We start from the raw sequence: 26,515 nt of genomic DNA, 5'->3' as shown, positions 1-26,515 counted from the left end.
TAGTTACTAAAAGCGGCACAACACGCAGCTTATTGCAGACTGATCCGTAACGCTGCGGCTGTGGCAAAAGGTGCCAGAGTAATACTGGCGATTAGCATTGCGCCTAATATGGCCAGGTAGCCCCCGATGGAGACTCCCTGGCTGGCAGCATCAATGGCTGCACTTGAAAAAATCAGTACCGGAACCGCCAGTGGCAGAACCAGTAAACTTAATAAGACCCCGCCTCGTCTTAACCCGACGGTCAGCCCGACCCCGATGGCACCGAGGAAACTCAGGATCGGCGTTCCCAGCAATAGCGTCAGCGCCAGACCACACCAGCCGGCAAAGCTCAGCGACAGCAGCAAAGAGGCCAGTGGCGACAGAATGATCAACGGCACCCCGGTCACCAGCCAGTGTGCAATGACCTTTCCTAAAACTGTCAGAGGTAACGGTGCAGGCAATAGCACCAGTTGTTCCAGCGAACCGTCCAGGAAGTCATCGCGGAACAACCGCTCAAGCGCCAGTAATGACGACAGCAGGGCTGCCACCCAGACAACGCCTGGCGCTATCCTGGCCAGTAATGCAGACTCCGGACCGATCCCCAACGGAAACAGCGTGATCACAATCAGAAAAAACCATAACGGATTAATCAGTTCCGAACTGTTGCGAAACGCTACTTTTAATTCCCGACGAATAATACTTACCAGCATGGCTCGTTTCCTTCCGCCAGTAAGCGTATTTTCCTTACCGGGACCGCACGCGCTGGCAGATCCTGATGCGTTGTCAGAATAACGGATCCCCCCTGCCGGGCATGTACTGAAAATTGTGACATTATTTTTTCAACACCTGCTTTATCTATCGCCGTCAACGGTTCATCGAGGATCCAGAGCGGTGCTTCTGTTAACCATAACCGTGCCAGCGCAACCCTGCGCTGTTGCCCTGCGGAGAGCTGGGAGACCAGTGCATCCTCATAACCCGTAAGCTCTACCTCTTCCAGCGCATGAAATATTTGCTCATTACTGCAGGCAGGATGAAAAAAACGCAGATTTTCCAGCGCGGAGAGAACACCTTTAATTCCGGGCAGATGGCCCAGATAAATCATCTGCCGCTGCCAGATATCACGCTGAGCGGCTATCGGGGTGCCTTCCCAGAGAATGTCTCCGGATTCAGCACGGCTCAGGCCAGACAACAGACGTAACAAAGAGGTTTTACCTGCCCCATTCGGCCCTTCTATCTGAACAATATCGCCGCGTTCCACATTGAACGAGAGCTGTTCAAAAAGCACCCTTTCATCACGAACGCAGGTCAGGTTTTTGGCTTCCAGCATGCAGAATCTATTCGCGTTAACATAAATGAAACCGAACTATAGCATAAGGAAATCGGCTGCCGAATGGTGAAAATGGTTACGGTTCCATAAAAAAGCTCTGACAGACACCTTTTCGTCCAAAAAACAGACAATGATAAAATTTTGTTACGTTTATTTTGTTATCCATCAGGTTAAGGCTGGAGGACCGCCTGCGCTTACTACTGAAAAATCTCTTCCGCAGTTACCGGTATCAGCCCGATAAAACCGCTGTTTTTGAAAAAAGTTCACGCTTTGTGAACGAAATTCCATTTTTCAGGGTTCCGTTACCCGAACTGATAAATTACATCTCACCCTCATAAAACCAACATGAAAGTAACAACGCTATTAACCTGCAAATCCTCCGTATGACCGCCTGAAATATTGAGAAAAAAGACTAAACTTAAACGTCACAGATCCGTTAATTTTCCGTCGGAGAGCAGAATGCAGAATCCTGAAACACCGCGTATGCGGGCAAAAGAAGTCGACAGTGATGAAAAAAGTAATGAGGATGAAATCACCACCTCCGAAGAAGAATTACCCTCCTCTGCGGTCGCTATTCATGAAACGATCCGCCAGAGCGGTGAAAAGGAACTGGAAAGAGACAGTATGGCATTGCTGCTTTCCGCAGTTACCGCCGGATTATCAATGGGGACATCCCTGCTGGTAAAAGGATTATTGCAGGTGCACACCGAAGGTATGCCGGGCAGTTTTTTGCTTGAGAACTTTGGTTATTGTGTGGGCTTTATTATCGTCATTCTTGCACATCAGCAACTCTTCACCGAAAACACCATCACGGCCGTGCTACCGGTGATGCACAAGCCGGTAAAAGGGAATATTTTGTTACTACTACGGCTATGGGGCATTGTACTGGTCGGTAATTTTATAGGTACTGCGCTGATAGCACTGGCCTTTAACCATATGCCGGTTTTTGATGACACCCTGCAACAGGCCTTTGTGCATCTTAGCGAAACGGCCGTCAGACATGATGCATTGCAGATGTTTTGTGGCGCACTTATCTCGGGCTGGCTGATTGCAACAATGGTATGGATGTTCCCGCACGCGGGATCGGCAAAAGTCTTCGTGATCATAATGATCACCTGGATTATGTCGCTGGCAGGGCTGTCACATATTGTTGTGGGGTCGGTAGAAGCTTTCTATCTGGTCTTTAATGGTCATATGACCTGGGCGGAATTTTTCTGGCCATTTGCACTTCCGACACTGCTCGGAAACATTACCGGAGGAACGTTCATTTTCGCCCTGCTCAGTCATGTTCAAATCCGTAATGACATGAGTGAGCTGAATAAACAGTATAAATAGCAAGATTGGCTGCAGGCTCTGGTCTTCTGCAATTAGCGGAAACCGGCCTGCCCCGCACAATAATCACTGCCATTATCTGAGTATGACACACATGACTAATTCCGGGTCGTTGTGCATCAACCCCGATGTTTCTGCCGCAGTCTTCCCGCGGCAGAAACCTGCTATGGCCAAAACTTTCGGACTGGCAGTCCCCGCCCCCCTCATCTGCCCGGCAACAGGAAGCCACCAGAGAGAAGGTTGTACTTGTAAAAACCTGAGCATTTACGGTAACATAGAAAGACAGCGCGATATCCTGCCTGTCCGCAGTTTTACGTCTCCTTAGTTAAACGGATATAACAAGCCCCTCCTAAGGGCTAGTTGCAGGTTCGATTCCTGCAGGGGACACCAGTCATACCTTACCTCGCATTACTTGACATTACCAAAACCCCTTTATAATCAGCCTTCCCATGAAATCAATGTTACCTGACGTTACCCGACGTGTATTGACTGCACGGAACTTTTGCGGGCATATTGTGGGCACAACGAATTATGCCCACGGAATTATGCCCACATGCTGACGATTAAACAGATTGATGCCGCCAAGCCAAAAGAGAAATCTTACAGGCTCCCTGATTCGGGCGGCTTGTTTCTGTTCGTGCCTCCGACCGGAAAAAAGGTCTGGCGGCTCAGGTATCGTCACTCAGGAAAAGAGAAGACTCTGGTCATCGGTCCCTACCCTGCAGTCAGCCTGGCTGAAGCAAGAGCAGCTCAGGCCGAAGCAAAATTGAAAATTGCCAACGGCATCGACCCATCCGAAGTTAAGAAACTGGTAAAAAAGGAAGGGAGTGACTCACAATTATTTTCTTCTATCTATAAAGAGTGGTACCAGCACAAGCAGGACGTATGGTCTGAGGGGTATGCTTCAGAGCTGGGCCGCATGTTTACCGACGACATTCTGCCGATGATCGGCTCGATGGATATCAACGACATTGAGCCAATGCAAATCCTGGCTGTCATCAGGCACTTTGAAAGCCGCGGCGCCATGGAGCGTGCCAATAAAGCCCGGCGGCGCTGCGGTGAAGTTTTCCGGTATGCCATAGTGACCGGGCGGGCCAAATATAACCCGGCACCGGACCTGGCTGACGCCATGAAGGGTTACCGGAAAAAGAACTACCCTTTCCTGCCGGCCAGCCAGATACCGGCGTTTAATGAAGCCCTGTCCACATATACCGGAAGCGTGGTTTCCCGCATCGCTACACAGATCTTGCAGTACACCGCAGTGAGAACAAAAGAACTCCGTTCTATGCAATGGGAAAACGTCGACTTTGAAAACAGAGTGATCACCATTGATGAAGGCGTCATGAAAGGAAGGAAGACGCACCTGGTCCCGATGTCAGATCAGGTGGTGCAATTGCTGGAAACCATCCGGCCAATGACTCAGCCGGTGTCTGATTTCGTTTTTGCAGGCAGGAACGATAAGAAGAAGCCCATCAGTGAAAACGCCGTGTTACTCGTCATCAGGCAGATAGGCTATGAGGGGTTGGCGTCTGGCCACGGCTTCCGGCACCAGTTCAGCACAATACTGAACGAGAACGGGTGGCCACACGACGCAATAGAGAAGCAGCTCGCGCACTCTGATAAGAACTCCATCCGTGGAGTGTACAACCATGCTGAATATATGCGGACCCGTATAGAGATGATGCAGTGGTGGGCTGACTGGATTGACGGAAAGGTTTAATCACAAACTCTTCACGAAGTACGTCACCACTCCGATCACCCTGGCATCGTCCAGTGCGTCACCTTCGATAATTCCACCATCAGTAATAAACCGGCCAGTAGCGTACATTTTCCTTCAGTAAGTTGAGCTGACTCTTCACCTCTCGGAGTGGAGGCCGTCGAAAGCTCAGCATTCACACATATTACTGTAAGGTTATTGTAACTAATGTAACAGATGAAATTTTCTTAACGAAACCTTATCATATTGAAAAATATTCTAAAGGTTAAAAACATGTACGTTTTATCAGCAATACTTTCAATAGCATTAAGTATTTTTGTGCTATCACGGCTAAATTATCAAAAAGACATTTACAATAAATCAGGGGTGGTGAGCATAACCGGAGCCAGGTGCTTTCTTGCGCTCCTGGTTATGATGTCGCACGCAACTCACTATCTGTACGAAAAAAATAATGAGTGGATATTCGATGGTAAGTTTAAGCTTCCATTTGGATTGAATAACTTTTACGCCACATCTGGAAAGCTTGGCGTTCTTGTATTTTTTATGATATCTGGATTTCTTTTTTATCGGGTAGTGTATAAAGATGAAGTTGACTTAAAATCTCTTTTCATTAAAAGAATAAAAAGAATACTCCCTTTATATTGGTTTTCAATGATCCTAATAATTGCAGTTGGGTGTTTATCATTCAGACCTGAAATGTCGACAAACACGTTATTTGGGGTAGTGAGATGGGCTACATTTGTAGGCACTTATTCGATAGGTGAAATAAATACATCAATAATAAACTCAGGTGTTGATTGGTCATTAAAGATAGAGTGGATGCTATATCTTTCAATAATACCTTTATCCTTGCTAACAAGGGGGATGAGTGACAGAAAGAAAGATTTATTTATCATTTTAAGCATCCTGTTGATAATGGCCGCCGCCGCTGAGATAAGAATGCACGGCCATATATACACTGACCCAAGGCCAGTCCTCGGATTTGTGTCCGGACTTTTCGCGTACAGGGTTAGCTCGTCAGTCAAAAGCCTGAAAAAAAGTAAGGCTGCATCAACCATTGCACTAATTTCTGTAGTCTTATCGCTGTTTGCCTGTATTTATGCTGGGTACTACTTAGTAATGCTGGGTTTATGCACTGTTTTTTTTGTTGTGATTTCATCAGGAAATAGCATTTTTGGAATACTTGAAAACAAAACAATAGTATCAATTGGTGAGGTTAGTTATAGCATTTACCTCCTTCACGGAATAATTTTATACCTCATGATGAAAGCCTCGGAAAAGCTACCTCAAGATTTTTATGAAAGCTTCATTTTTTGTACGCTTTTCAATTTCTTGCTTATAATTTCATCAGCCTACTTATCTAAAGTAACGTATAAAAATATAGAGTTGAGATTTTACAAGGGAGTGACTTTAAACACATCAGCACCACTCAGTCATAAAATAGAAAAAAACTGCAACCAGATATAAAATCACTATCAATTGCTCACGAGGGGTAGCGCATGTTCCTCGTGAGCAGCAATGATCAGATGGTCACACCATACGCGTTAGCCCGGACTTTAGCGTCCATATAAAGACCCTCGAGGGCCTCCAGGTTCATATAACTGTTATACAGAGAAAATTCCGTTGCCTCGGATTTGTCAGAATAAACTTCACTTCCGTAAGACGGGTTACCGAGCCCGAACGGCAGCCCGCGGGCGCGATATCCCGCTCCGTTAGTGTCTTTTCCGGTTACGTCAGATAGTGAGTATTCAGTGCCAGTAGAAATCTGTTTTGCGTATGCTGATATCAGGTTATTTGCCGTATCTACTGATGCTGCAACAAACATATACGAGGCATCTAGCTTTAATCCTGTCTGGGTAAAATTGACCATACCCGCTGCGTTAAAGGCTAAAGTGTTTTTGTAGTTAACGAAACATAACCCACTACCGTTATTAGTCACGCCATCATAGTTACCCATCAGGAAATAGTTAAAATCAGATGACATGGTGAGAATGGCTGGTTTTATCACGCCAAAAACCGTGAATTTTTCGTTATCAGTGTCTTTAATGTCAGTATGGAAATCAGCCTGAACTTCAGAATCAAAAAGAAGTCCGTTCGTCCCCCATGCGATAGGGTTGGTTGAGGGCTTGCCCGCTATAAGTTCATGAGTTCCGGTTCGGGAATAGACCCGTTTTTCATTTAAAGAAAAGAATGCCTGGGCGTTCGGGTCGAAATTCAACAGTGCAGTTAAATCAGTTGCAGGAATATTTACAGATGCGCTGCGGGAAATGACAGGAATACGTGTAGTTAACATTAAATAGCCTCGCTTAGTGATGTGATTTTAAAATGTGGGCAAACATAAGGCATGGGGTATTTATTTCCAGAAATAATAACGTAATCCTCGCATGAGTCAGTGAGATTACCGGATGAGCCTTTCAGTTGATTGGCCCCATTGTAGTCATATGCATACCTGACCTGAATATTGTCACCTACAATATTTTCGCTCATGGTGATAATTACCGTGTCACCCCCCGAAACAGACAGGGACTGCACGCTAAGTATATCATCGCCTGATTTAACACAGAATCCATAATTCTCTGTTTCCGGCATCAGTAATGTATCAAATGACAGCGGGGGGTTAGGAACAATAAACTTCACATGAATTTTATTTCCGTAGTGAGTCGCTGAGATCGCCCTTATTCTCTTGGGTTTTATCTTATCAATCAGGATTTGCTTTCTGGCCCTGCCAAAATATGACCCAGCCCATTTATAACCAACGCTGGTTAAATGTAGCCTGTCTGATATGTGCGGCAGGAAATAAGTCGGAAATATAACATAGACACGATCGTCCTCCTGCTCCATCTGCAGAAAAGCCTCCTGAGTGTTCCCTTCCTGCGTGTATGACGAATGCTGGTATGTCAGGAATATTACAGGATTTTCCTGGGATGTTGCCGCCTTAACATCAGCGTTAATATCGTTGATCAATGCAGTAAAAAGCGCCTTATAAGACTCAAGTGTTTCTACATGGTAATCACCGTCACCAGAGTCTGCCTCGCCTTGCATCCAGAATACAGTATCAATGTGCAGATCGTTATTAAGTGCGTACCCTCCCTTTATCTGTGGCAAGAGATATTTATCGTAACGGTCAGTGCCTTTGTTTAGTTGCGTTATTCTCTGTCCGGGTGCGCCAGGGGCTGATGTGAGTGTGACGAAATTACCTGCGCCAATGCCGTTCTCTTTTTGTGATGCGAGGTCAAAGTAGTTAGCCGCACAGCTACAAACAGTCTCTTGGGTAGCTTCAACCAAAGGAGCAAAGGCGGAGTAGTCTGTACCGAGTACGCCGCCTTTAAACATCACATTATTAAAAGGCTGTGTCAGGCTTAGTGCCGGAGCACCATAAGCACCCATAGAAAGAGACTGCCCGTAAGAGAAGTTCTGGTTTATTGCTTTCATGGCAATTGAATATGGGAATGGCTCGTCTTTCCATTCCGATGTTTTACCAATTCCTGAGCCTATCACCCTGTCCTGTTCGGCATCATATCCTAAAACAACATTATTCTGAGAATCGATAAGAAGCGGATAAACTGAATCACTGAGTGATTCAGCCTGCCGATTGGCGCTGAGGAGTTTCAAAAAATCTCTTATTCCCGCGCCGATTATGCTGTCAGCTTTCGCATCATAGCCCAGGATTACATTATTCTGAGAATCGATAAGAAGCGGATAAATAAATTCAGGAGACGATAAAACTTCACCATGCTCAGAAAGAAAGCGCAAATGATTATCTATTCCCGGCGCAACGATTGTATCTGTTTGTGAGTTATACCCGATGATAACATTACTTTCCCTGTCGATAGCAATCGGGTAAACAGGACCATCACCTTTATAAACAAGCCCTGAAGTTCCGGCCAGTGCATTTTGTAAATATTGAATACTTTCATAACTGGCAATTGAGGCAACATACACTGCTGTTCCGTTGTCATTTCTATAATAAAAAAATGAATCATCGTGTGGGGTTCTGAAATACTGACCGTCAGTAGTTCCCGAAATTCCTGTCGCTGTATCCGAGAAGGTAAAGCTGCCAACATCGAGGGATGTCAGTACATTCTGAAGATAAGCTATGCTTTTCAGCTCCTTCCCCGTGCGGGCAGTGACTTCAATAGCATCACCATTCAGAAGACTATCCAGTACCTGGACGTTATCCTGAAAATCAAGTACAGCAGTAGACGGAACGGAATTTCCAGTATTATTAAGCGCCATTTAAAGCCTCATATATGAGAAAACCCGCCGGAGCGGGTTGGTTGTTGTGATTATGCGAGTGGTCAGGAATATAGCTGAGAGCTGTACTCGGTCAGGGTAAGGGTTTGAGTGTTATCACCATTGGATTTAGCACTATCAACCCGCCACATTGTCGCATTCAGATCTGAGTCTGTTGCGATGAAGTAACGTGACGGAGACTGAATGTAATTGCCATCATAAATGTTCAGGTCAAATGTGTCTGCTGCTGCGCTGAATGACCTGGGATTACCGTCAACCGGTGAGCATTCCCAGCGACCACGGTAACCACCTTCACTGTCAGTCATTACTACATATAACTGCTCGTCACCGAATGTGATCCGCTCTGATGTATAGAAAATATCTCCGTCCCTGCCCTTCAGGTATCCGGTTTGCTGTGCGTTGTCGTACATATCCGGACATTGAACAACCGAGCCTCTCACCACTTGCGTCTGCTCAAGTACCTTAGCGGTCATGGTGAGGCGGGAATACAGAATTTTCCTTGCTTCCAGGTAGGCGCGGTCATAGGCCTGTGTACTATTGCTGCAGCCTGATAAGCTGATTTGATTGGCATTACTTGTCGCATCCCCGACCTCAGTAATGCCATTCTCATCAATTTGCAGATAGACATATGCTTTTTTATTGCTGGTCGGGTCGGTGTAATCCAGAGTCACCCCGTCATATCCGCCAGGCAGAGACATTGCATAGGCGACCTTATAATCATCCCAAAACATGTTTGACCTGGAGAACACTGTTTCAGGGTAGGCCACCGCCTCGTCGCGCCAAAAAGTCAGAGTATCGCCAATCCAGTTCATTGACACTCTGGCCACATCACACATGGTCTGCAATCGCTCCCCCAATGGCTGAGCGGCATCTGAGAATGTGTAATCGAAATAACCAAGTTTTGGATCTGAGAGGCCTCCGAAAATTCCGTACAGAGTCGCTATGTCCAGTCGTTCAGCATCCTGCTTTCCGGTCATTACCCACTCATGAAGGACCGCATCTGCAAATGAACGAGATGGTCTTAGCGTGTAATCAATGCCTCCTTCGGAGGTCCAGCTGATAACCTTTCGCTCTGCCAGGCAGTTGTATTTTCGCTCCTCTGTTGTGGTTGGTGTTTCTGTCTGCTGGACGGTGACTTTTACGAGCGTATCATCAGGATAAGATACATCGGTCCGTATAGTGACAGCGTGGGCAGCTGAGATATAAAGCACTGAGTCAGATTGGGAGTTATTGGTACGGTAAAGGCTGAATGCATACCTACCCACGCCTGCTGAAGGCGTTATTTTCTCGGTAACATAAATATAATCCTGATCACCTCCTGAGTTGTGGAGCTTTATATTCAAGCTTTCCTGCGTGCCTGATATCTGATTATTTTCATCATCTACCTGCCACCAAGTTATTTTAGCCGGCGCATCATAACCGGAAGCCAGGTTCGCATAGAGATGAATCCACAGCTGCCGTGATTCAAGCGCCGCAAAGAATGGGCCAACAGTGGTCCCAACATACTCAGTGACTACCAGTTTCGTCAGATTTACTGTTGTATCGGAAGGCAGGGAAAGGTAATCAGAACCTGACAAATTACTGAACCAGAAATTGTAATATTTATCTGGATTAACCTGCGCCCCGTCATCGGTAATGGTTGACTTGAATAATGTCCCCTGAACATTAATATCCTTAGTAACTGAGCCGCTTGCTGTGTTATAGGTGACGTTGACAACAATTGTGACGTAAACCGGCTTAGCTGAGTCGTGGAGCGAGTCAAAGCCTGTTTCTTTGTTAATTCTGGCGTAGAACTGACCTCCGCTGAATGTGCCTTCAAGCAGAGTACCGGTAGTACCCTGTTGCTTAATCTCCGAATCATCTTCATTCAGGCCAGGCAACGCCTGGCCGTCTACGTCATCGAAAGAATATCCCTGAGCCATGCTGCCAATTACGTCACCCGGCTTATAAATCTGATAGCTGGCACCCGCCAGAGCAGTAAGCGACGACTCAGAGTACCTGACAGAGGATATTTCGTAATTCCCGAAACCCACCTCCATCCACTCAGTCACATATTTTTTGTTGGCGATGTACTCAAAAATGGACTCCTGAATGAGATCGGGATAGGCTCTCACCTGCCCGTAAATGTTTGGCCGCCCTTTGTATAACCTCGCACGGTTTGTCTGCTGCGTCAGATCATTGTTAGCTGACTCTCCGGTAGATACTGATGGTATGCCCGTCTTCCCTGACATACCAAAGAGCTTCATTACTCCGGGAAGAATCTTGGTGATAGGACTTATGACACTGGTGATAACTTTTCCGACCCCGCCTTCCGGCTGGTCAAAAACACTCACGACATCGCCTGGCCTTGGTATGTAGTTCAGATCAAAATTATCCTCGAGTATCTTTCCGTTTAGCCGGATGACGACATTACTATGCAGGCCTTGCCGGTTTAGCCAGTCTATCAGCCGACTCTCTCTGCTAATCTTACCGCGCTCAAAAGGCGATCCCGGCAAGCGTTGTATTTCATATTTCGCCATATTTAAGATACTCCACCTTTTGATAAATTTTCATCAGCGCCAGTGGGCTATCAACCCTTACGAATCCTTGCTCGCCGCGGGAGTGCAGGCATTTCCCCGGGGAAACGATTACTCCGACATGTGAAGGGCTACCCCCACGATAAAATACAGCCAGACAACCAACTCCGGCACTGTTGGCCTCCTGCCAGTTCATTCGCTGCTGGGTGTAACAGGTAATAAAATCTGCGTCAGACTCATAGCCTGGAATATGGTGAAGCTCTTTTCCCAGAACATGCCGGTAGTAGAGAACCACAAGTCCCCAGCAATCCATTTGATTAAAATTACAGGCGCGATTAGCCCACGGCCTGCCGACGACACGCCGTATAAATTCATCATTTGTCATAAATTCAGGAGTCCGGGATAGTCTTTTGTGGTGTAGATGATTGGGTTTGCCAATGACAGAGGGTTTGTCAGGCTGGCGGTAACGGTCACGTTGTTTGCATCCAGCGAGACATCTTTCACATAAAGCGAATAAGCATTAAGCGCTGCAGAATCACCGATGTTATCCCACACGCTGTAGGTGCATGATATGGCGCTCATGCGCTGTGCACCACGCCATGTTTTAAGTGTATTCCTGACGTTTTCAGCACCTGCAACAAAGGTGATCGTCATTGATATGGTCGCAGTTCCATCCTGAGCGGGCTCTGTCACGCTGAATCTGGCGGCCTGATAGCTGTCACCTCCGAATATCGCTGCGTAAAACAGATTGTTGACCGTTCTGTAATACCCGAATGACGGATGGTAAAAGGTCACTGTTTCTTTGAGATCAGATGCCGGCCGCCGCTCCTTCCACTCCTTCAGTGTTGTCATTACGCCCCCGGCCAGTCTCTGTTTATCGCTATGTCGATGATATTTTCACTCCCACCAAACATGACTATCAAATCGTCCATCGGTTCGTTTAAGTCATTCATCCCATTGCAGATAACCGTGGCAGTCCAGGTAACGGTTATCCCGTCCTTACTGGTTTGCACCGGCATTCCGGTAAAGTGAAGCGTCTGAACCTGCGGTCCCTGGTTATCGCCGAGATCTATCCTCATCTCAAACCAGTTACGGCCACTGTCGCAATATGTCGGAGACCTCAACCATGACTTAAACACCTGAGCCTGCTGAAGTGTGAATAACCAAGTCAGTGACCAGGTGACTTTCAGGTCGGTAGTAATCGGGGTGAAAATCGCAGGGCCGACCGCAGGCTGGGTTGCTAAAAAGCCGGTGTCCTGCGTCATATTCTGGCTGGCACGTTGTGGTAACGGCAGCCTGTCAGGGTATTGAACGGTTGCCATTAATAATCTCCTGTTGCTTTGCGGGACAGGCCGAATGTGGACTGCATCGTATTCGAAACCGGTCCGCCTCTCTCCATATCGCTAATTAATATATCTATCACGTTACTACCAGCCTGCTGGCTTGACTGAGCCTGAACCTTTGCGGATGTGTAATTATTGATATTAATTATTGGCTGCGCGGATGATGAGCCTCCGGTAATATCTTTGTTGCTCAGAACGCTGCCGTTATCACCGGGGATCATGTACTGGCTGCCGTTGCTCGCCTTATAGATTTCAGGCATCCCGGACTCACCAACCTGGTACATCCCTCCAGCTGATACTGGGCCTCCATTTTTACGCTTTCCGCTTAGCGCCATAATGCCAGCCATTGCGCCAAGGCCAATCGCTACGGCGCCACCCCACGATGCAACAGATGACATAATTGCTGCCGGTGTCCATGCGGTTGTAGTTGCCACAGCTGCGGCTGTACTGGCGGTTGTCTGAGTTGCGATCCCTGCCACCTGAGCAGTTGTTGTTGCTGCAATCGCTGACTGCTGGGCCGTTGCCCCCATAATCGCTGACTTAACCCACTGCATCCCCATATCTACGAATGTCTGTATGACATCGTTAAGCACCGTATTCGCTATGCTATGCATGGCATCCTGCATATTTTCAGAGCCAGTAATGACGCCCGCAATTGCGCCGCTAGCAGACTGGCCAAAGCCATCTACCGCAGCGCCAAGAGCTTCATAACCCTGAGATTGCTGAGTAAATAAGGCCCATTGTGCACTGGTTCTCTGCTGCTCATATTGAGTATTTGCCGCATTCATCAGCGTGAGGCCCTGCTGTTCTGTGAGAACTTTTTGCTGAGTGAACTGCTGAATAAGGGCTAACTTCTGAGCATTTTCATTCGCGAGTTGCTGAACGGGATCAACCTGTCCGGCCAATGACTGCTGAGGGGTGACTACGCTCTGGCTGTTAATTTTATCCAGGTTGGAGATATGTTCTGCGGCCAGCTTTTCAGCCGCCTGCTGATATTGTTGCTGGCTGATAATCAGATTTCCCTGGGCGTCTTTCTGCCCTTTCAGCAACTCAAGTTGAGCGGATTTATTCGTGTAATCATCGTTTTCAGCCACTTCAGGGATTAGGTTTCTGGCTTTGAGGGCCGCCGATTGCTGCCAGATGGCTTCAGCATATTTGGCTGCCTCCTCCCGTTGTGCGGCTGTGGCATTTTTACCGAGCGACATTTCGGCACGGAGTTTAGCCTGCTCCAAAGTCAGGTTTTGCGACGATACTGCATTGAGATCTGACTGCTGGCGCATCTGCTCCAGCTTCTGAGCGATACTTGCTTCGCTGGCGGCCAGACGCTTACCTTCTGACGCGGCATTGTTTTTTGCTTTCTGGTTGTCCTTAACAGCCTGGGTATTTTTGTAGGTCTGCTCTGCCTCATTCTGCATCTGGAGCGCCTGAGGGCTATCAGCAGAAAATCCTGCATCTTCAGATTTATAAAGCGCCTGTAACCTTGCCCGGGCGGTACCCTGTAGTTTTGACAGGGCCAGATCACGCTGAGATTGCTGTATCAGGTTTTTCTGTCCGGCTGTCAGGTTATCCATTTCGCCTTTTAGCGCTGAAACGTTAGCTTTTGCATTGGCGGATGCGGTAACCAGATCAACCAACTTCCCAATAAATGTCGTTAGCGCCGCCTGACCGTCAGTCGTGGATGACTTAATAGACTGGAGCTGCAATACAAGCGCCTGGAGTGCTTCCGGTGATTTTGTCTGAGAGACGTTTTCAAGTTGTTTGGCGAGATCAAATGCCTGCTGCTCTGAGATTCCAAAGCTAGAAGACAATGCCCCAATAGTGGCCGAGAAGGTGGCAATTGATCCCCTGCTTACGCCGGCATTTGATGAAAGTTCACTAAATGCCTCGCTGACACTGCTGGTCTGGATATTAGCTGCCTGCAGGATGTCATTGAATGCACTGATGCCAACCATTCCCCCGGAAAACGCTGCCTTAGCCGAATCCCCAAGACCAAAAAGAGAGGTCGATGCGTCCGTGATAGCATCCGGCAATTTTGATATCGCCTGGTTATACTCAATGAGGGCCTGATTTCTCAGTATCGTCGCTGCTTCGGAGTTAGTTTTCGCCAGCAATGCGTACTTATCTGACAGGGCTGCCACGCCGCCTTGAGATACGGTAATAACCTGATCCAATGCATTGGTTGCGGTGGCCAGGTCTTTCATGGTGTCTTCAGCGTTACCCATGCTTTTAACGAGAGTGCCAACTATCACAGATCCAAGAGCGATAATCGCGCCTACAACCGCGCCGCCGGGACCGAAAGCCCCGGCCAACTGTGAGCCCTGCTCACTGAAAGCCAATATAGCTGACTGACCACCCTGGACCTGTACAATAAAGTCCTGAACCTGATAGCCTGCCTGCTGCATACTGTGCTTCCAGTTAACATGACTTTTAGCGCCTGCATCGGTGCCATTTTTCATGTCATACAACTGGCCGGTCAGCTCCCCAATTTTATCCTTTTCGGCATCAGTGGCACCTGATCCGGCACGCAACTGAGCTGCTAGAATTGCAGCGCTCCTTGCACCATTCTCCTGGGCTTCATCGAGAATAGTTAACTGGTTACCTAACCCTTCGATTATTGATTCTGCTCGACTGAATTCGCTGCTAGCTGTGCCTGTACTTGTCCCGGCACCGCGCATGGCTTCAGCTATTGAGTTGGCAGCACCAATCAGGGAGTTCATAGCACCCTGCATTTGCGCCAGGGTCATGCTGGCAGCAGCTGATGATGCATTAGCCTGCTGAATTGCCAGGGCCATTGCGCTGACTGTTGTATTCAGCGTTTGCATCGAACCATCCACTGATTTTGTAGATGAAGCGATTTGCGTCAGAGATGAAGCGGCAGAATTGCTGTCCTTACTCATGCTATCCAGGCTCTTGCCGGTCGATTGCGCCGCTGAAGCCATGTTGTCCAGCGTTGAATCGACCTGTTTAGCGCTGGTCAGAAGCTTTGCTGTATCGATATCAACATCAAAATAGATTGAACCTGCGTTCTGACTGTCTGCCATTACTGTTCTCCGGGTATAAAAAAACCCCGCCGGAGCGAGGTCTAGAATTTAGCGTTAGTTATTTGCAGTATTGATCATGCTCTATTCGGTATTGGTTGGTCTGTATGACCACTGCTGTTTTGTAAAACTTATCATGACCAGAATAAAGCAACGGATACTTCGAATATTTGAAGGTGATAGCCTTGTCGCTAGCAGAATAAATAAACCTTGCCCCTATCCTGCTTAGTTCTGTCTTACCTGAGACGACACCACATACATAATTGTCCCCATCATGCTTATATGTTTTCATATCAGAAAAAGACAAGCCATCAGGTACTGAGAAATCATTGTCACAGGAAGCAATAGCGAATGGCCGTTTCGATATATCACTCTCAGCCATGGAAGCCAGCAATGAACATGAGCTTTTCAACTGCACAGCGGCTAGCTTTTCCCTGACAGCGCCCTGAGCCTCAAGTTGATACTGGTCTTCGCCTGCAATAGCAGCGTGGCTGCACATTGCTAACATCAACAGTAATATTACCTTCTTCACATCCCTATCCCCATTAGTAAAGTTAAGACCAATCCTAAAGGGAAACTTATGCAATGGGAAGCAAGAAGGTACAGTTGATCCCAGAAAGCAAAAAGCCACCCGGAGGTGGCTTAACTAAGAACTAAGGAGTGATTGAATCATCAACTTCATGACACTCAATTCCTTTACCCGAAGGAATTTCATTTTTTTCGATCTGCTCAGCACTAATTTTATTGAGAGTGATGTCATCTTTAGATGACCATAGTTGCCATCCATTACCAGTATACCTGGCTCCGCTGGCTGATACTGCAGATTTGAGAAGCGTCAATTTACCATTGAAATACATCACAGCATGCTCTTCATCAGGAAAAGAGGCTTTCATTTCCTTACCATCACAAGTGTAGTTAAGGGTTTCTGATGCAAAAGTATTGTAGGAGCTTGTTATTAATACTGTCAACAATAGTGATTTGTATAACTTCATAATAAACATCCCAGAATATTAACAAGCTATAGATTATAACAGTGATGTTCATCTTTGATTGATGACATTTAACAATGTTACCTCAACTGTGACCAACTACTCATTTCAGCCGCTTCTCTTTCATCACAAAGTAGTCATCAACTACCTTGTCGTACTCTTCACGGGTAAAGCCTTTCTGCTCGGGGTATTTGGCGTTTAACAACAGGATAAACTCCGTCATGGTGAGGTTTTCAGCTTCAGTGCGTGCCATGCCAAAGTGATTTCTGGCAGCGTTTATGTACTCAACCGCCCGGAACTCTTTAACCGTTGTTTTCGACTCATGCCGCTGCAACTGCCGGACCTTCGCCCTGCCGATAATGCCGTGGATTATCAGCTCTGATGCAATCACTATCAGATCGTTGGCATCGAGCCGGCCTTTTCGCCAGATAAATGCGCGCTTACCGGTGCGTGAAGGGACAATCTCGCCGGTCAGTGGTGTGGCATCAGTTTCACAGCAGGCATCCATGACAGTCACCGCGGCCACAAATGCGGCTTTACCTTCTGCGGAGTTATTGAGGTAACGCACAAACCATTCAGGCAGTCTGCCGAACACTGACAACGCCCTGACTATCAACTGGCTCAGGTTGTCATTGTGCAGTGCATAGAACGTCGAAACTATTTCCTCCGGAGTGCCAATCTTGGTCATATTCGCGAATGATGGCCGGAAAAAGTAATCCGTATCACCCGCAGAGATAACGCACTCCCCGATTTCCTTAATTGGTGTCATTTTTCAGCCTCATAATCAATATCAAGGGCAGCCGAAACCACCCTTTGGATTGGTTACGCTGCTGTAACCGTGATTGCACTGGTGGCAGTGAAGCTACCATCAGCGGTTGTAGCGGTAATGGTTACAGTACCGGCTTTCACGCCGGTCACCAGGCCGCTGGAGCTAACAGTTGCGACCGTTGCATCAGATGTTGACCAGGTCACCGCCTGATTAGCGGCGTCGGTAGGCGAGACGGATGCCGTTAACTGGCGAGTTGCTGCGACTGCGATACTTGCAGCGGTTGGCGCAACAGTAACTCCGGTGACGGCAACAGTGTCGTTGATATCGTCAATAGCGACAGTGGAGCCATCAGCGACCTTGAACTCTGTAGAGAGCGTCACAATGTCGTCAGTGCCGCCGTCATTGCTCAGGGCGGTGATTACCATGTACGCCTGAATCATGATCTGGCCGAAGTACATACGAACCCACAGCGTAGGCTGACGCGATGCGTTTACTTCATTGACGTAGTACTTGATAAATTTGTATATGCCGTACTGGTCAGATTTATCGTTAACCCGGACTTCACCTTCAAACTTCAGAGTCAAATCATTCGAGGTGACTATGTTTTCAACCCACCCCTTAGTGTCGTCGGCAGAAGAGCTTTTGGAGTTTGGGTTCATGTCGAAGGTTTTTGATGTGCCGGCCGCCAGGAGCATAAACTCCGACTCGGAAGGAACTGTATCGGCGCAACCGTCAGCCACTTCAAGAATGACGGCGCGACCAAACAGTTTTGTATTATCGGTGTTACATTTAGCCATTTTCAGCCTCTTTTGAGCGTAAAAAAGGCCGCTAAATAGCGACCTGTTCGGTTTGGTTCGGGTTACTCCCCATAGGTGCAAACAAACTGCATTCGCCAGACCAGACGACCTTCTGCTGTCTGAACCGGTGAGGGAATCCCACCCATATTTGTTATCTGCCCCACACAGGAGTCAGACAGAGGGTTTTGCTGCACATAGTCGATGATGGCCTGAACATCAGTTTCTGATTTGGCATAATCACCGGCGTTCTTTCCAGTGATCACGTCAACCATTACGTAATACTCAGCACCTAAATCACGGTCGATGTTGCTGCCGCCATTTGGCCGGATCACAATGAACCGGTCAGTTAATTTTCCGGTATCAGTCCAGACAAGCGCCTGAATGGTATAGCCAGTCGTCAGGCCTGCATCAACAAGAAGATTGCGGACCCGCTTATGCATTGGTGGATTCATCTGGACATCTCCTTATGCACCACGGAAATCACGGCATCTTTCGCATTTTCAGCGCCTTTCGTCAGAAAGTGCGGCTCTGCGTGAGGGTCCCAAAAGTTACCTTTATCAGAAGCAAATCCCACCTTGCCGGAGCTGGTTTTAAACGACTTCACGCTGGATCTCGGCTTGCCTTTAAGTTTGCCAGGCGCATTGTGAACATACACGGCATAGTCAGCAGAGTAGCCGACCCGGCCGGTAACCATCGTTCCGTTAACCATTAACTCCCTGAACTGAGAGTTGATGAGCGTTGATGTATCAATAGGGGTAAGAGTCGCAGCTTCAGACCCTATAACGATTGAGGCTGCCTGTACCGCCCTCGGCGCTCTCCTGCCCTCAATGTCACTCACAAGCGCGTCCAGACCTTGCTTTGATGCCTGTATACCACGGACTTTAATCCCCATATCAGACTCCCGTCAGCATGGCGTAGTCATCAGCGAGACGGTCGAAAGTATCTGCATACCTGATAACCTGCATTACCTCATCTGCACCAGCAGCAACCGGGTCGGATTCAGCAGATTCGCCAATAAGGATATAATCCCCCTTCTCAGCACTTGCGTATTCGGACCAGAACGTGTTTTTAACCACCTGTTCTGTGCCAATGTCGCCAATCTTTGCAGACAAGCCGCCCTGATAGTCACACATGATGGTTTCAGGTGAGGAGTAACCTTTAGGATCACCGTATTCATCTATCCCGAGGTTACGCCAGATAGTGCATGGCGCAGTGTATGACCAGTTTGCTGCATTACTCATCCGCGCCACCTCACGACCTTGGCGCCGGTTTCAGCAATCTTCCGGCAGAACAGGAACCACTCACCATCCGATTTCAGATACGCCGTGGTTTTCCTGCCAGTGTCAGTTTCCACCCATACCCGTTCGAGTATTTTCGGTAACCGGCCAGCGATATCAATCCACTCCATCAGCAACCTCCCACGACATCAAAGAAGCCGACCTGATTGCTGCTCAGCGGCAGATCAGACAGGCACCCATCAGTGTCCCATATCCGGATTTGCTTCAGAAGGTTATCAGTACCGGCTGCATCATAAGCAAATGACCGGGAAGCGCCGGACGGTGCTGATTGTGATGATATCTTTCTGGCACCAGACAGGGCCGCAAGACGCAGTGTTGCGTAGATAAGCAGGAGCTTTTGTGTGCTGTCTGAATATCCGGCCCCGTCCATACAAGCAGAGGATGCGCTGACCTGACCCAGAAGCAGCGTGAGCAGTGCGTCAGGAACCGTGAAGCCCAACTCAGCCATCATCGGTTTTACGTCATCAAGCGTGATTTGGGCTGTCATGGCTATTTACCTGTTGCGTAAACGACGGAGAAGTGACCCTGAATGTCGGTTTTCACCATCAGGCCGGCAGCGCCCCAGGTGCGCCATACGTAGTCGCTGTTATAAAACGGACGCGGATCGGCAACAGTACCGAATGCCTGGCCGACAATCGGAGCAATAACACCGGACTGCAGCGGAACAATCAGAACCTGGTTGCCGGTAAGCTGAGCGTCAACCTTAATGGCCGAGATACCAGACAGCTTCAGCAGTTCTTCGTACAGCGTTGGTGCCGCGTAGTTGTCACTGAAATACTGCTCAAGGTTTGACATGATGTCCTGAGACACGTACCAGGTCTGAGCGCCGTACTGCATGTTTGTGACGCGAACCACGTCACGCAGTGTAATAGCCTGCTTTCGAATGGCTTTCGGGTCGGTTGCCGTTGCGAGGTTGGTAGTCAGAGTGACCTGAGCAACGCGCTCATCAGCTTTCAGCCCCTTCCATGTCTTCCCGTCGAACTGAACGTAATCACCTTCGCTATCGCGGAAGCCATTGAAGATGTAATCCACAAAGGTCCGGCGAATCTGAGCGGTGGATTCTGCCTGAGCGTCAGAAATCACGTCGAATGCATCAGGGTTATTCAAGCGACCATCACGCCAGTTGAACTTAAAGCCGGTATCATGCACCGGCACCATGGTGCCATCGTAATCGTACGCAGTGGCATCCAGTGCAGCACCAATCTGGCCGGACATTGAGGTGTGACCCCACATTTTCCCGCCTGACTTCGCGTATTCGTACACAGTTGCATTGATACGTACGGAGCGGGACAGCGGCGTCAGGTCATTCAGCAGAGTGAATTCATCCTGATTGGTGAACTGTGCCAGCACGGTCTGATCGAACGTTTTGTACAGGTCGGCCGGAGAGCGCACTGCGTTGATACCATTGAGTTTTGAGGCGATATTCACGCGACTGGCAATTTCTTCCATCACGTTCATGCCCTGATGGTTCATTGCCGCCTGACGCTCCTGATTCAGTTGCGCGAACTGATAGCTGTTAACAGCCAGGTTATTGGTCTTTTCGCCAATAGACTTCGAGAATACAAACATTCAGTTATCCTTATTTGAATACTACGCGAACCAGATCACCGGCCACTGCAGTCAGTGCGGTATCTTCTTCGACATAAGCGAACACAGTGTCAGCAGCCACTGCCGGTGTGTCACCGCTTGCAGGGGTTCCTGCAGAAGCAACCTTAATCTGACCATTAGCAATAGCCACTGGCTGCCCTTTAGTGTACGTGCCTGCCGCTGCAGGAATATTCAGGAACATGCCAGACTGTGGCTGGATAGCGACAACCAGGTCGCCCGCCGCAATGGTGTCATCTACCGTTTTGCAGCGCAGATAATCGAAGTTGGCCACGTACAAAATCGCCGACTCATCACCTGCCACTGATGCAGTGAATTTACCGGCATTGAAATAGCCGACAGTGCCGGGCTGGGTTGCCGCCGCTGCCGCACCTTCACGGTTCAGCAGAGGATTGGCGAAGATGCCGCCAGCGTGAATTACGTGTTTACCGTCTTTAGCCATTTGTCATTACTCCGGCATTACTGAGATTGATTTGGTTTCGGTCGAGTGGTTGAAAGCACCACTCAGGCCGTGCGAGGTGGCGCACTGCGCATACAGCTCTTTCAAAGGCTCACCGTCCAGCGCGTTGACCGCAATGTCAGTCATGCCGAATTTGGCCTTAACTGCGGTGCGCATTGTGGCTTTTTCTGATTCCTGCCCGGCGTTAACCTGCAGAGTCAGCGATTCAACCTTTTCGGACAGCGATTTAGCCCAGGCAGGTACTTCTTCGGCGTTGGTAGCAGTGCCAGCGGCTTTATCAGCAGCCGCTTTGTCGTCTGCCTCTTTCTTCAGGCGGGCAGCTTTTTCTTCCGGTGTTTCGTCCTTTTTCCCTTCTTCTTTCATGGCTTTGTTGTACGCATCCATCAGCTCAGCATCGGACTTACCTTCAGTTTCGATACCTTTAGCTTTCAGCGCGTTGGTGATGAGTTCTTTCATCGGGTCTGCTTCCTCGTTGGGTTGTTTGCTGTTGGCGCTGAAGAACGCCTTTAGCTGTTGGAAAAATGTGTGTGCTTCAGGTGTTGGCTCGTCAGGTAACTGGGATTCAGCAAGGTTCACCACCTCGATTTCCTGCTCAGTGCCGTCTGAGTTAACGAAAATCCCGACACCTTCAGCAGGAGTGCCGGCACCTGGTTCATCGAGAAGCACGGCCACATGGTCAAAATCCATGTTTGTTGCGATCTCGTTGTACTTCTTACCTCTGGACTCTCCATTTGCGGCAATGCCGGAGTACATCAGGCCGGTTGAGATATGAACCGGGTCGGTGTTTTTACCCGCGGCCATTTCATCCAGGCGGTTAATAAGGCGCTTGCCGTGCTCAGACCCTTCGGCATAGCGGCGGTCAACGTACATATCACCGGTAACCTTTCCGCCTGAATGCTTAACGTTCTGCAGCCAGGCTCCGACATGGAACTGATTAACGGCCTGCACATCCCGGGCTGAGATATGCTTGCCATCGATTTTCGGGTGGCCGAGCGGCATCGGGTTTCGTTCGAGCGTTTTATAGCCCTTGCTGATTTCTGCTGCCGGGTACAACTTCCGGTTCATCACAATGTCATCAACAACAGGCGTAATGCCGCGCACGATGATGTGATCGCGTCCGTTGATGGTTTCACTTGAGATGTTTGAAACGGAGTTGATGACCGACAGCACGTTTACGCAGTTGCGTGACATACTGTGTCCTCACTGATGGTTACTTTTGGGGTTTGTGTAAAACCGATTGCCACTGTTCCCGCTCTTTGGCCAGACGCTCAACCATGCCGGGATTCACTATTTCCCCGTCATCGTCGAGCATTACCGGGATCTGGCTGCAGTAGCAGTTATAGCGGTTGCCGTTTTGCGAATACCACTCTTCGATTTCCTCCGGCGTATACGTGTGACCATGTCGGGCAACATGCCATGCGCGGGACGTCGGTTTGAGTGCCGACAGGTGCAGCATTTTGGTGTTCAGCCCGAGAGTATCGCGGGACCAGACTGTTTCTGTTCGCTGAGCATTGCGAAGTGCCCCGACCTGCTCAGTCTGAGCGATGTTCTTTGCGCTGCTCATTGACACATCAAGCCGCTTACTGACTATCTGCGCCGTTTCACGCGGATTGATACCACGCGCAACCGCATCAGTAATGACACTGGATAAATCAGCCCAGGCTTTATCGCTGATACCTTTCCAGTCGCTGTATGTGGCTACCTGCGCACTGGCTATCTGGTTCAGCACACCAGGTGATGACAACCGGTCGGCCAGCGTGACTTGCTGCTCGTAAAGCGCGGACTGTACCGAAAGATTACTGACGGCCATTTGCGTGCCACGTTCATATTCATCCTGCACGTAACCCATCGCCCATACATTTTGCTCACCACCCTGCAACAGCCATTTATCCAGAATCGCCTGAGCGCTCTGTAACAGACTGGCCAGCTTCGCGGCGGTCATGTCGTAGAGGTACTTTCCGATATTCACCTGGAACAGCGTGGCGGGGCCTGATTCATTGTTACAGGCCAGATATCCTTGCCGGGCGTTGGCTTGCACTTCTGAGCCTGTTAGTTGCAGGTCAAATAGTGTTTTGAGGTCCGTTTTAATACCGAGGTAGCGCGTTTCGATGTCGCTAAACATCCGGCTTACCTGCCGTGATGATTGTGTCGGGTCAGCTTTGTTGCGTGGTATTACCGGCGTCCTGAGAACCATTTTCGTCATCATTCAGCGGGTCCTTACCTGTTTGTTTAGTGTTCGGGTCCGGCGGTGGCACTTCCGGCACCGGCTCAAGGCCGCCAGCTGCACGGATTTCATTTTCAGTGATGGATGAACGCCCTAATGCCGCCTGTGATTTCTGAGCCACATCAGCGATGGTAGACATGTTCGCCAGCTTTTCCGTATCACCAGGAGCCAGCAAGTCAGACCAGGTGATCGTGATTTCATCGTTCGCAGGCGCATCGATAGCCCCGATGGTCCACAACCGGGTGATTACCGCTGTCACAACGTCAGTCTGGAATCCATTACGCCGGGAATTACACCGGCCAGCCCACGCTGATTTGTCTTCAGTAGACGCCAGATTACCGGTTTGCTTACCGAACAGGATATTGAACGGGCACTGAATCGTTGACGTGTAGCTGTTTGCTGACACAGTCCATGACGGCGTTGGATCGGCAGCAGCCACTGACAGGACCGATGTGGTGCCGGACTGAGTAACCAGCGCTGAATCAGTGCCGCGATTCAGCTTCATCATCTTATCGTTCATGGCCTCGCCGAGGTCTTTATACCCAGCGTCTTTTGCCATCTGAGCGATAGTTGGCATGTCGGTACTGGAATCAAAGCTGATGCCAAGCTGACGACTGGCGTTCTTCAGGAATACCTCAGCACTGCCACCTTTAGTCTTCTCGATATCCAGTAGGTCGTTGTAACCAGCTTCGTTCAACGGAATGCCAGACAGGATGTTTTCGTCTTCCGCACCTTCAGCAAGGATGATTACCCGATCCGGATGCACCGTAACGCTGCGCGTCGGACCATATGAACCGTTATCATCAATCGGCTGCTCATTGAACTGGTATTCAGTAGGCTGCCCGTAGGTGTCAGACAGCGTGTCGATATCGTAGCTGACCGGTTTAATCTGCGATTCCCACGCGGGGATCATCCGGACAATCGCTTTATCACCCAGACGCCTGACAGCATTCACGTCAACCGGCTTGTCCCACGTATTGCCATCTTTAATCTGCAGCAGTAATGCTGAGTACCGGCCAACGAGATTACGCCGGTCAGCGTCCTTAATTTTCGACCAGAAGCGCTTCATCACCCGGGTAATCATGACTTCCCATTCAGTGTTTTGTGCCGCCTCGTCAGACTCCGGACCTTCGATGATGGTTGGCAAATCTATCCAGCACGAATCCAGCGTTTTATGAACACCGGAGTATGCCGCAGAGTTGCGCCGGTAAGCGCGATACAGAAGGTCAAACGGGACGCTATCGGGATAGCCGAATTCATCCCATAGCTTTGTGCGTTTCGTGTTGCCGTTAAACTGGCTGGCGTACAGCATTCGTTGCCGCCCTACCGACTCAGCAAGGGCATTGACGAGGAATTGTTCGCCATTGGTTAATTCACTCACTGAGTGGCTCCTTAGAAGAAGATTGCACCGATTTGCTTACGGTTACGTTTAGTCACTGCGAAATAGCGAAAGGCGTCAGAGCCGTGTGAAGTCCAATCGTGATAGGGCTTGTCTTTCCAGCATCCGCGTTTGTCGTCCCACTCTTTACGGTAGGACTCCAGTGCCAGGATGCCGTCAGCGCATTTCACATCGTCGAATACGCAATGCTTCAGGATTTCACGGGCCGACTCTATGCCGGTGTCAATGGATTCTTTCGGTACCACCTGGAAGCGGAGAGAATATCTCTGTCCGTCGATTACATACCCTTCCCGTGCAATCTCTTTACGGGATTTGGCATCGCTACCGAACTCACGGTTGTCGATGTCGTGCGGCCCCCAGTGTTCACCGTATTCATAACCGCGGTCTTTCAGCACTTTCATGTAATGCCGCAGACCTTCGCCGCTGTTTTCGTAGTAGTCGACGATGTGATATTCCTCACCGACAAACCGGACGAACCAGATAGACGTTGAGTCACCGACACCAATATCCCAGTAGGTATGGACCGGCAGATGTGAGTTATCAGGCAGTGTTCCAATGCGCTTCTGCTCGTACAGCCAGCGGAACTGCTTGGCGTAATACGCACCCTCAACAGACTGCTGGAATGCTTCGGCGGGAATGGTTGGGTATTCCCGCTTCATATCATCACCGAGCGTTTTCTCTTTGGCGTAATACCAGGCTTTCTGCCGGTCGTTCAGCGTAATACCATGCTTAGCTTCAATCTCAGCGAAATAGTCGCTCAGACGCTGCGGTATTGGCTCTACGGGGTCGATTGCATACTGAGGATTCTTCCACCATGAGAAAAAGAAGAACTTCCAGTCGAGATTCGATAGCGGCTTGCCCTGCATCTGTGCTTTTTCAGCAGTCTGGCAGTAATCGAAGAAGTAACCGGCACGACCTTCTGCTGTGCTTTCGATTGTGGTGAAACAGTCAGTCGATACTGCTTCAAATGCACCAGTCACAATCTCCCGGGCTTTGTCCGGAAACTTGGCGCATATCTTCCCGAATTCGGAAACGTGCAGATAACGCAGTGTGCCGCCACGAAATGACGTGCTGATGTAGAGCGACCCGCCTTTACTGAACACCAGTTCACCGGCAGCGTCATTACTGGCCGGGTTTGCCGCTTTGATACCATCAGGCAGACGGTCATAGGCGTATTTAATCTTTTCCCTGAACAGGCGTTTTGCATCATTCAGGGTGTGAGCTATCAGGGCGCACCTGGCAGCCTCAAACAGTGCGGCGTCCAACTGGATAATGCAGACTTCAGTCGTGAAACCTAACTGGCGGGCTTTCAGAATGATGTTGCGGGTATGCATCCCTTCAAAGTATTGAAGCTGCTCCGGCGTCATCGTGAACCGGACGGGCTTACCTTCTTTGTTGGTAATCCAGTAAAGGTGATTCAGACGCCAGAGCTTATCCCTCAGTAATGCGAGGTGTTCCGGCCTCATGG

At 49.0% G+C, this 26,515-nt stretch carries 27 protein-coding genes and 1 tRNA gene; 4 read left to right on the top strand and 24 right to left on the bottom strand.

Translation table 11 applies throughout. The annotated features are described in order from the left end of the window. Positions 1–29: 29 nt before the first annotated feature. Complete coding sequence (gene ccmB / locus CG67_RS12535; protein ID WP_025903287.1) at positions 30–689, bottom strand: heme exporter protein CcmB; 660 nt, start codon at positions 687–689, stop codon at positions 30–32. Continuing rightward, positions 680–1,306 (bottom strand): cytochrome c biogenesis heme-transporting ATPase CcmA, encoded by a 627-nt coding sequence (gene ccmA, locus CG67_RS12530; protein WP_025903286.1) that lies wholly within the window; start codon positions 1,304–1,306, stop codon positions 680–682. The genes ccmB and ccmA overlap by 10 nt, the downstream gene beginning before the upstream one ends. A 459-nt stretch (positions 1,307–1,765) precedes the next feature. On the opposite strand from ccmA, the gene CG67_RS12525 reads away from it, so the two are divergent. The 4 genes from CG67_RS12525 (at position 1,766) to CG67_RS12505 (ending at position 5,822) form a co-directional block, all read left to right on the top strand. Then, on the top strand, positions 1,766–2,641 hold the full coding sequence (locus CG67_RS12525) for a formate/nitrite transporter family protein (RefSeq protein ID WP_025903285.1): 876 nt from the start codon (positions 1,766–1,768) through the stop codon (positions 2,639–2,641). 312 nt (positions 2,642–2,953) lie between these two features. Continuing rightward, positions 2,954–3,028, top strand: a tRNA-Arg gene (locus CG67_RS12515). Between the two features lie 163 nt (positions 3,029–3,191). Continuing rightward, positions 3,192–4,358 carry a tyrosine-type recombinase/integrase gene (locus CG67_RS12510; RefSeq protein ID WP_025903283.1) on the top strand — a complete coding sequence of 389 codons (1,167 nt, stop codon included), beginning with the start codon at positions 3,192–3,194 and terminating at the stop codon, positions 4,356–4,358. 270 nt (positions 4,359–4,628) lie between these two features. Continuing rightward, positions 4,629–5,822 carry an acyltransferase gene (locus CG67_RS12505; protein ID WP_025903282.1) on the top strand — a complete coding sequence of 398 codons (1,194 nt, stop codon included), beginning with the start codon at positions 4,629–4,631 and terminating at the stop codon, positions 5,820–5,822. 55 nt (positions 5,823–5,877) lie between these two features. Here CG67_RS12505 and CG67_RS12500 read toward each other — a convergent pair whose 3' ends face one another. The 22 genes from CG67_RS12500 to CG67_RS12395 all read right to left on the bottom strand — a co-directional run bounded on the left by CG67_RS12500 (position 5,878) and on the right by CG67_RS12395 (position 26,513). Further along, entirely contained in the window at positions 5,878–6,648 is a 771-nt protein-coding gene (locus CG67_RS12500; protein ID WP_025903281.1) for a hypothetical protein, read from the bottom strand. Beyond that, a complete protein-coding gene (locus CG67_RS12495) occupies positions 6,648–8,591 on the bottom strand; it encodes a sialate O-acetylesterase (protein ID WP_025903280.1) in 1,944 nt (647 codons plus the stop codon). The genes CG67_RS12500 and CG67_RS12495 overlap by 1 nt, the downstream gene beginning before the upstream one ends. Positions 8,592–8,653: 62 nt before the next feature. Continuing rightward, positions 8,654–11,128 carry a host specificity factor TipJ family phage tail protein gene (locus CG67_RS12490; RefSeq protein WP_025903279.1) on the bottom strand — a complete coding sequence of 825 codons (2,475 nt, stop codon included), beginning with the start codon at positions 11,126–11,128 and terminating at the stop codon, positions 8,654–8,656. Continuing rightward, a complete protein-coding gene (locus CG67_RS12485) occupies positions 11,115–11,510 on the bottom strand; it encodes an NlpC/P60 family protein (RefSeq protein ID WP_025903278.1) in 396 nt (131 codons plus the stop codon). The genes CG67_RS12490 and CG67_RS12485 overlap by 14 nt, the downstream gene beginning before the upstream one ends. Further along, positions 11,507–11,977, bottom strand: coding sequence for a DUF1833 family protein (locus CG67_RS12480; RefSeq protein WP_038024799.1), 471 nt, complete (start codon positions 11,975–11,977; stop codon positions 11,507–11,509). The genes CG67_RS12485 and CG67_RS12480 overlap by 4 nt, the downstream gene beginning before the upstream one ends. Then, entirely contained in the window at positions 11,977–12,447 is a 471-nt protein-coding gene (locus CG67_RS12475; RefSeq protein ID WP_025903276.1) for a hypothetical protein, read from the bottom strand. The genes CG67_RS12480 and CG67_RS12475 overlap by 1 nt, the downstream gene beginning before the upstream one ends. After that, complete coding sequence (locus CG67_RS12470; RefSeq protein ID WP_025903275.1) at positions 12,447–15,509, bottom strand: tail protein (tape measure); 3,063 nt, start codon at positions 15,507–15,509, stop codon at positions 12,447–12,449. Before CG67_RS12470 ends, CG67_RS12475 begins: the two co-directional genes overlap by 1 nt. A gap of 58 nt (positions 15,510–15,567) precedes the next feature. Then, on the bottom strand, positions 15,568–16,038 hold the full coding sequence (locus tag CG67_RS12465; RefSeq protein WP_152975064.1) for a hypothetical protein: 471 nt from the start codon (positions 16,036–16,038) through the stop codon (positions 15,568–15,570). A 121-nt stretch (positions 16,039–16,159) separates the two neighbouring features. Continuing rightward, complete coding sequence (locus CG67_RS12460; RefSeq protein WP_025903273.1) at positions 16,160–16,498, bottom strand: MliC family protein; 339 nt, start codon at positions 16,496–16,498, stop codon at positions 16,160–16,162. Between the two features lie 100 nt (positions 16,499–16,598). After that, positions 16,599–17,264: a DUF6246 family protein gene (locus CG67_RS12455; RefSeq protein ID WP_025903272.1), complete on the bottom strand. Its 666-nt coding sequence runs from the start codon at positions 17,262–17,264 to the stop codon at positions 16,599–16,601. Positions 17,265–17,317: 53 nt separating this feature from the next. Then, positions 17,318–18,061 (bottom strand): Ig-like domain-containing protein, encoded by a 744-nt coding sequence (locus tag CG67_RS12450; RefSeq protein WP_025903271.1) that lies wholly within the window; start codon positions 18,059–18,061, stop codon positions 17,318–17,320. Between the two features lie 62 nt (positions 18,062–18,123). After that, positions 18,124–18,513: a hypothetical protein gene (locus CG67_RS12445; RefSeq protein WP_025903270.1), complete on the bottom strand. Its 390-nt coding sequence runs from the start codon at positions 18,511–18,513 to the stop codon at positions 18,124–18,126. Continuing rightward, entirely contained in the window at positions 18,510–18,953 is a 444-nt protein-coding gene (locus CG67_RS12440) for a hypothetical protein (protein ID WP_025903269.1), read from the bottom strand. Before CG67_RS12440 ends, CG67_RS12445 begins: the two co-directional genes overlap by 4 nt. Before the next feature lies 1 nt (position 18,954). Beyond that, positions 18,955–19,302: a hypothetical protein gene (locus CG67_RS12435; RefSeq protein ID WP_025903268.1), complete on the bottom strand. Its 348-nt coding sequence runs from the start codon at positions 19,300–19,302 to the stop codon at positions 18,955–18,957. After that, entirely contained in the window at positions 19,299–19,469 is a 171-nt protein-coding gene (locus CG67_RS12430; protein ID WP_038024798.1) for a hypothetical protein, read from the bottom strand. Before CG67_RS12430 ends, CG67_RS12435 begins: the two co-directional genes overlap by 4 nt. Then, entirely contained in the window at positions 19,469–19,846 is a 378-nt protein-coding gene (locus CG67_RS12425; RefSeq protein WP_025903267.1) for a hypothetical protein, read from the bottom strand. Before CG67_RS12425 ends, CG67_RS12430 begins: the two co-directional genes overlap by 1 nt. A 2-nt stretch (positions 19,847–19,848) precedes the next feature. After that, a complete protein-coding gene (locus tag CG67_RS12420; RefSeq protein ID WP_025903266.1) occupies positions 19,849–20,928 on the bottom strand; it encodes a major capsid protein in 1,080 nt (359 codons plus the stop codon). A 10-nt stretch (positions 20,929–20,938) separates the two neighbouring features. Then, positions 20,939–21,406 (bottom strand): hypothetical protein, encoded by a 468-nt coding sequence (locus CG67_RS12415; protein ID WP_025903265.1) that lies wholly within the window; start codon positions 21,404–21,406, stop codon positions 20,939–20,941. Between the two features lie 6 nt (positions 21,407–21,412). Next, entirely contained in the window at positions 21,413–22,615 is a 1,203-nt protein-coding gene (locus CG67_RS12410; RefSeq protein WP_025903264.1) for a hypothetical protein, read from the bottom strand. Positions 22,616–22,634: 19 nt separating this feature from the next. Continuing rightward, on the bottom strand, positions 22,635–23,630 hold the full coding sequence (locus CG67_RS12405; protein WP_074011225.1) for a phage minor head protein: 996 nt from the start codon (positions 23,628–23,630) through the stop codon (positions 22,635–22,637). Next, positions 23,578–25,029 (bottom strand): DUF1073 domain-containing protein, encoded by a 1,452-nt coding sequence (locus CG67_RS12400; RefSeq protein WP_025903262.1) that lies wholly within the window; start codon positions 25,027–25,029, stop codon positions 23,578–23,580. The genes CG67_RS12405 and CG67_RS12400 overlap by 53 nt, the downstream gene beginning before the upstream one ends. Before the next feature lie 11 nt (positions 25,030–25,040). Continuing rightward, a complete protein-coding gene (locus CG67_RS12395; protein ID WP_025903261.1) occupies positions 25,041–26,513 on the bottom strand; it encodes a hypothetical protein in 1,473 nt (490 codons plus the stop codon). Positions 26,514–26,515 lie beyond the last annotated feature (2 nt).

The organism is Tatumella sp. UCD-D_suzukii (assembly GCF_000611875.2).
In the GTDB taxonomy this organism is placed as follows: Bacteria; Pseudomonadota; Gammaproteobacteria; order Enterobacterales; family Enterobacteriaceae; genus Tatumella; species Tatumella ptyseos.
This window is presented reverse-complemented; position numbering and strand designations above follow the sequence as displayed.

Coding starts and splice junctions, on each gene's coding strand:
- CG67_RS12500 (WP_025903281.1), bottom strand. CDS start 6,648: ATGTTAACTACACGTATTCCTGTCATTTCCCGCAGCGCATCTGTAAAT.
- CG67_RS12445 (WP_025903270.1), bottom strand. CDS start 18,513: ATGAATCCACCAATGCATAAGCGGGTCCGCAATCTTCTTGTTGATGCA.
- CG67_RS12430 (WP_038024798.1), bottom strand. CDS start 19,469: ATGGAGTGGATTGATATCGCTGGCCGGTTACCGAAAATACTCGAACGG.
- CG67_RS12470 (WP_025903275.1), bottom strand. CDS start 15,509: ATGGCAGACAGTCAGAACGCAGGTTCAATCTATTTTGATGTTGATATC.
- CG67_RS12405 (WP_074011225.1), bottom strand. CDS start 23,630: ATGATGACGAAAATGGTTCTCAGGACGCCGGTAATACCACGCAACAAA.
- CG67_RS12505 (WP_025903282.1), top strand. CDS start 4,629: ATGTACGTTTTATCAGCAATACTTTCAATAGCATTAAGTATTTTTGTG.
- CG67_RS12495 (WP_025903280.1), bottom strand. CDS start 8,591: ATGGCGCTTAATAATACTGGAAATTCCGTTCCGTCTACTGCTGTACTT.
- CG67_RS12410 (WP_025903264.1), bottom strand. CDS start 22,615: ATGTCACGCAACTGCGTAAACGTGCTGTCGGTCATCAACTCCGTTTCA.
- CG67_RS12420 (WP_025903266.1), bottom strand. CDS start 20,928: ATGTTTGTATTCTCGAAGTCTATTGGCGAAAAGACCAATAACCTGGCT.
- CG67_RS12395 (WP_025903261.1), bottom strand. CDS start 26,513: ATGAGGCCGGAACACCTCGCATTACTGAGGGATAAGCTCTGGCGTCTG.
- CG67_RS12510 (WP_025903283.1), top strand. CDS start 3,192: ATGCTGACGATTAAACAGATTGATGCCGCCAAGCCAAAAGAGAAATCT.
- CG67_RS12455 (WP_025903272.1), bottom strand. CDS start 17,264: ATGACACCAATTAAGGAAATCGGGGAGTGCGTTATCTCTGCGGGTGAT.
- CG67_RS12485 (WP_025903278.1), bottom strand. CDS start 11,510: ATGACAAATGATGAATTTATACGGCGTGTCGTCGGCAGGCCGTGGGCT.
- CG67_RS12425 (WP_025903267.1), bottom strand. CDS start 19,846: ATGACAGCCCAAATCACGCTTGATGACGTAAAACCGATGATGGCTGAG.
- CG67_RS12525 (WP_025903285.1), top strand. CDS start 1,766: ATGCAGAATCCTGAAACACCGCGTATGCGGGCAAAAGAAGTCGACAGT.
- CG67_RS12460 (WP_025903273.1), bottom strand. CDS start 16,498: ATGAAGTTATACAAATCACTATTGTTGACAGTATTAATAACAAGCTCC.
- ccmA (WP_025903286.1), bottom strand. CDS start 1,306: ATGCTGGAAGCCAAAAACCTGACCTGCGTTCGTGATGAAAGGGTGCTT.
- ccmB (WP_025903287.1), bottom strand. CDS start 689: ATGCTGGTAAGTATTATTCGTCGGGAATTAAAAGTAGCGTTTCGCAAC.
- CG67_RS12415 (WP_025903265.1), bottom strand. CDS start 21,406: ATGGCTAAAGACGGTAAACACGTAATTCACGCTGGCGGCATCTTCGCC.
- CG67_RS12475 (WP_025903276.1), bottom strand. CDS start 12,447: ATGGCAACCGTTCAATACCCTGACAGGCTGCCGTTACCACAACGTGCC.
- CG67_RS12490 (WP_025903279.1), bottom strand. CDS start 11,128: ATGGCGAAATATGAAATACAACGCTTGCCGGGATCGCCTTTTGAGCGC.
- CG67_RS12435 (WP_025903268.1), bottom strand. CDS start 19,302: ATGAGTAATGCAGCAAACTGGTCATACACTGCGCCATGCACTATCTGG.
- CG67_RS12440 (WP_025903269.1), bottom strand. CDS start 18,953: ATGGGGATTAAAGTCCGTGGTATACAGGCATCAAAGCAAGGTCTGGAC.
- CG67_RS12480 (WP_038024799.1), bottom strand. CDS start 11,977: ATGACAACACTGAAGGAGTGGAAGGAGCGGCGGCCGGCATCTGATCTC.
- CG67_RS12450 (WP_025903271.1), bottom strand. CDS start 18,061: ATGGCTAAATGTAACACCGATAATACAAAACTGTTTGGTCGCGCCGTC.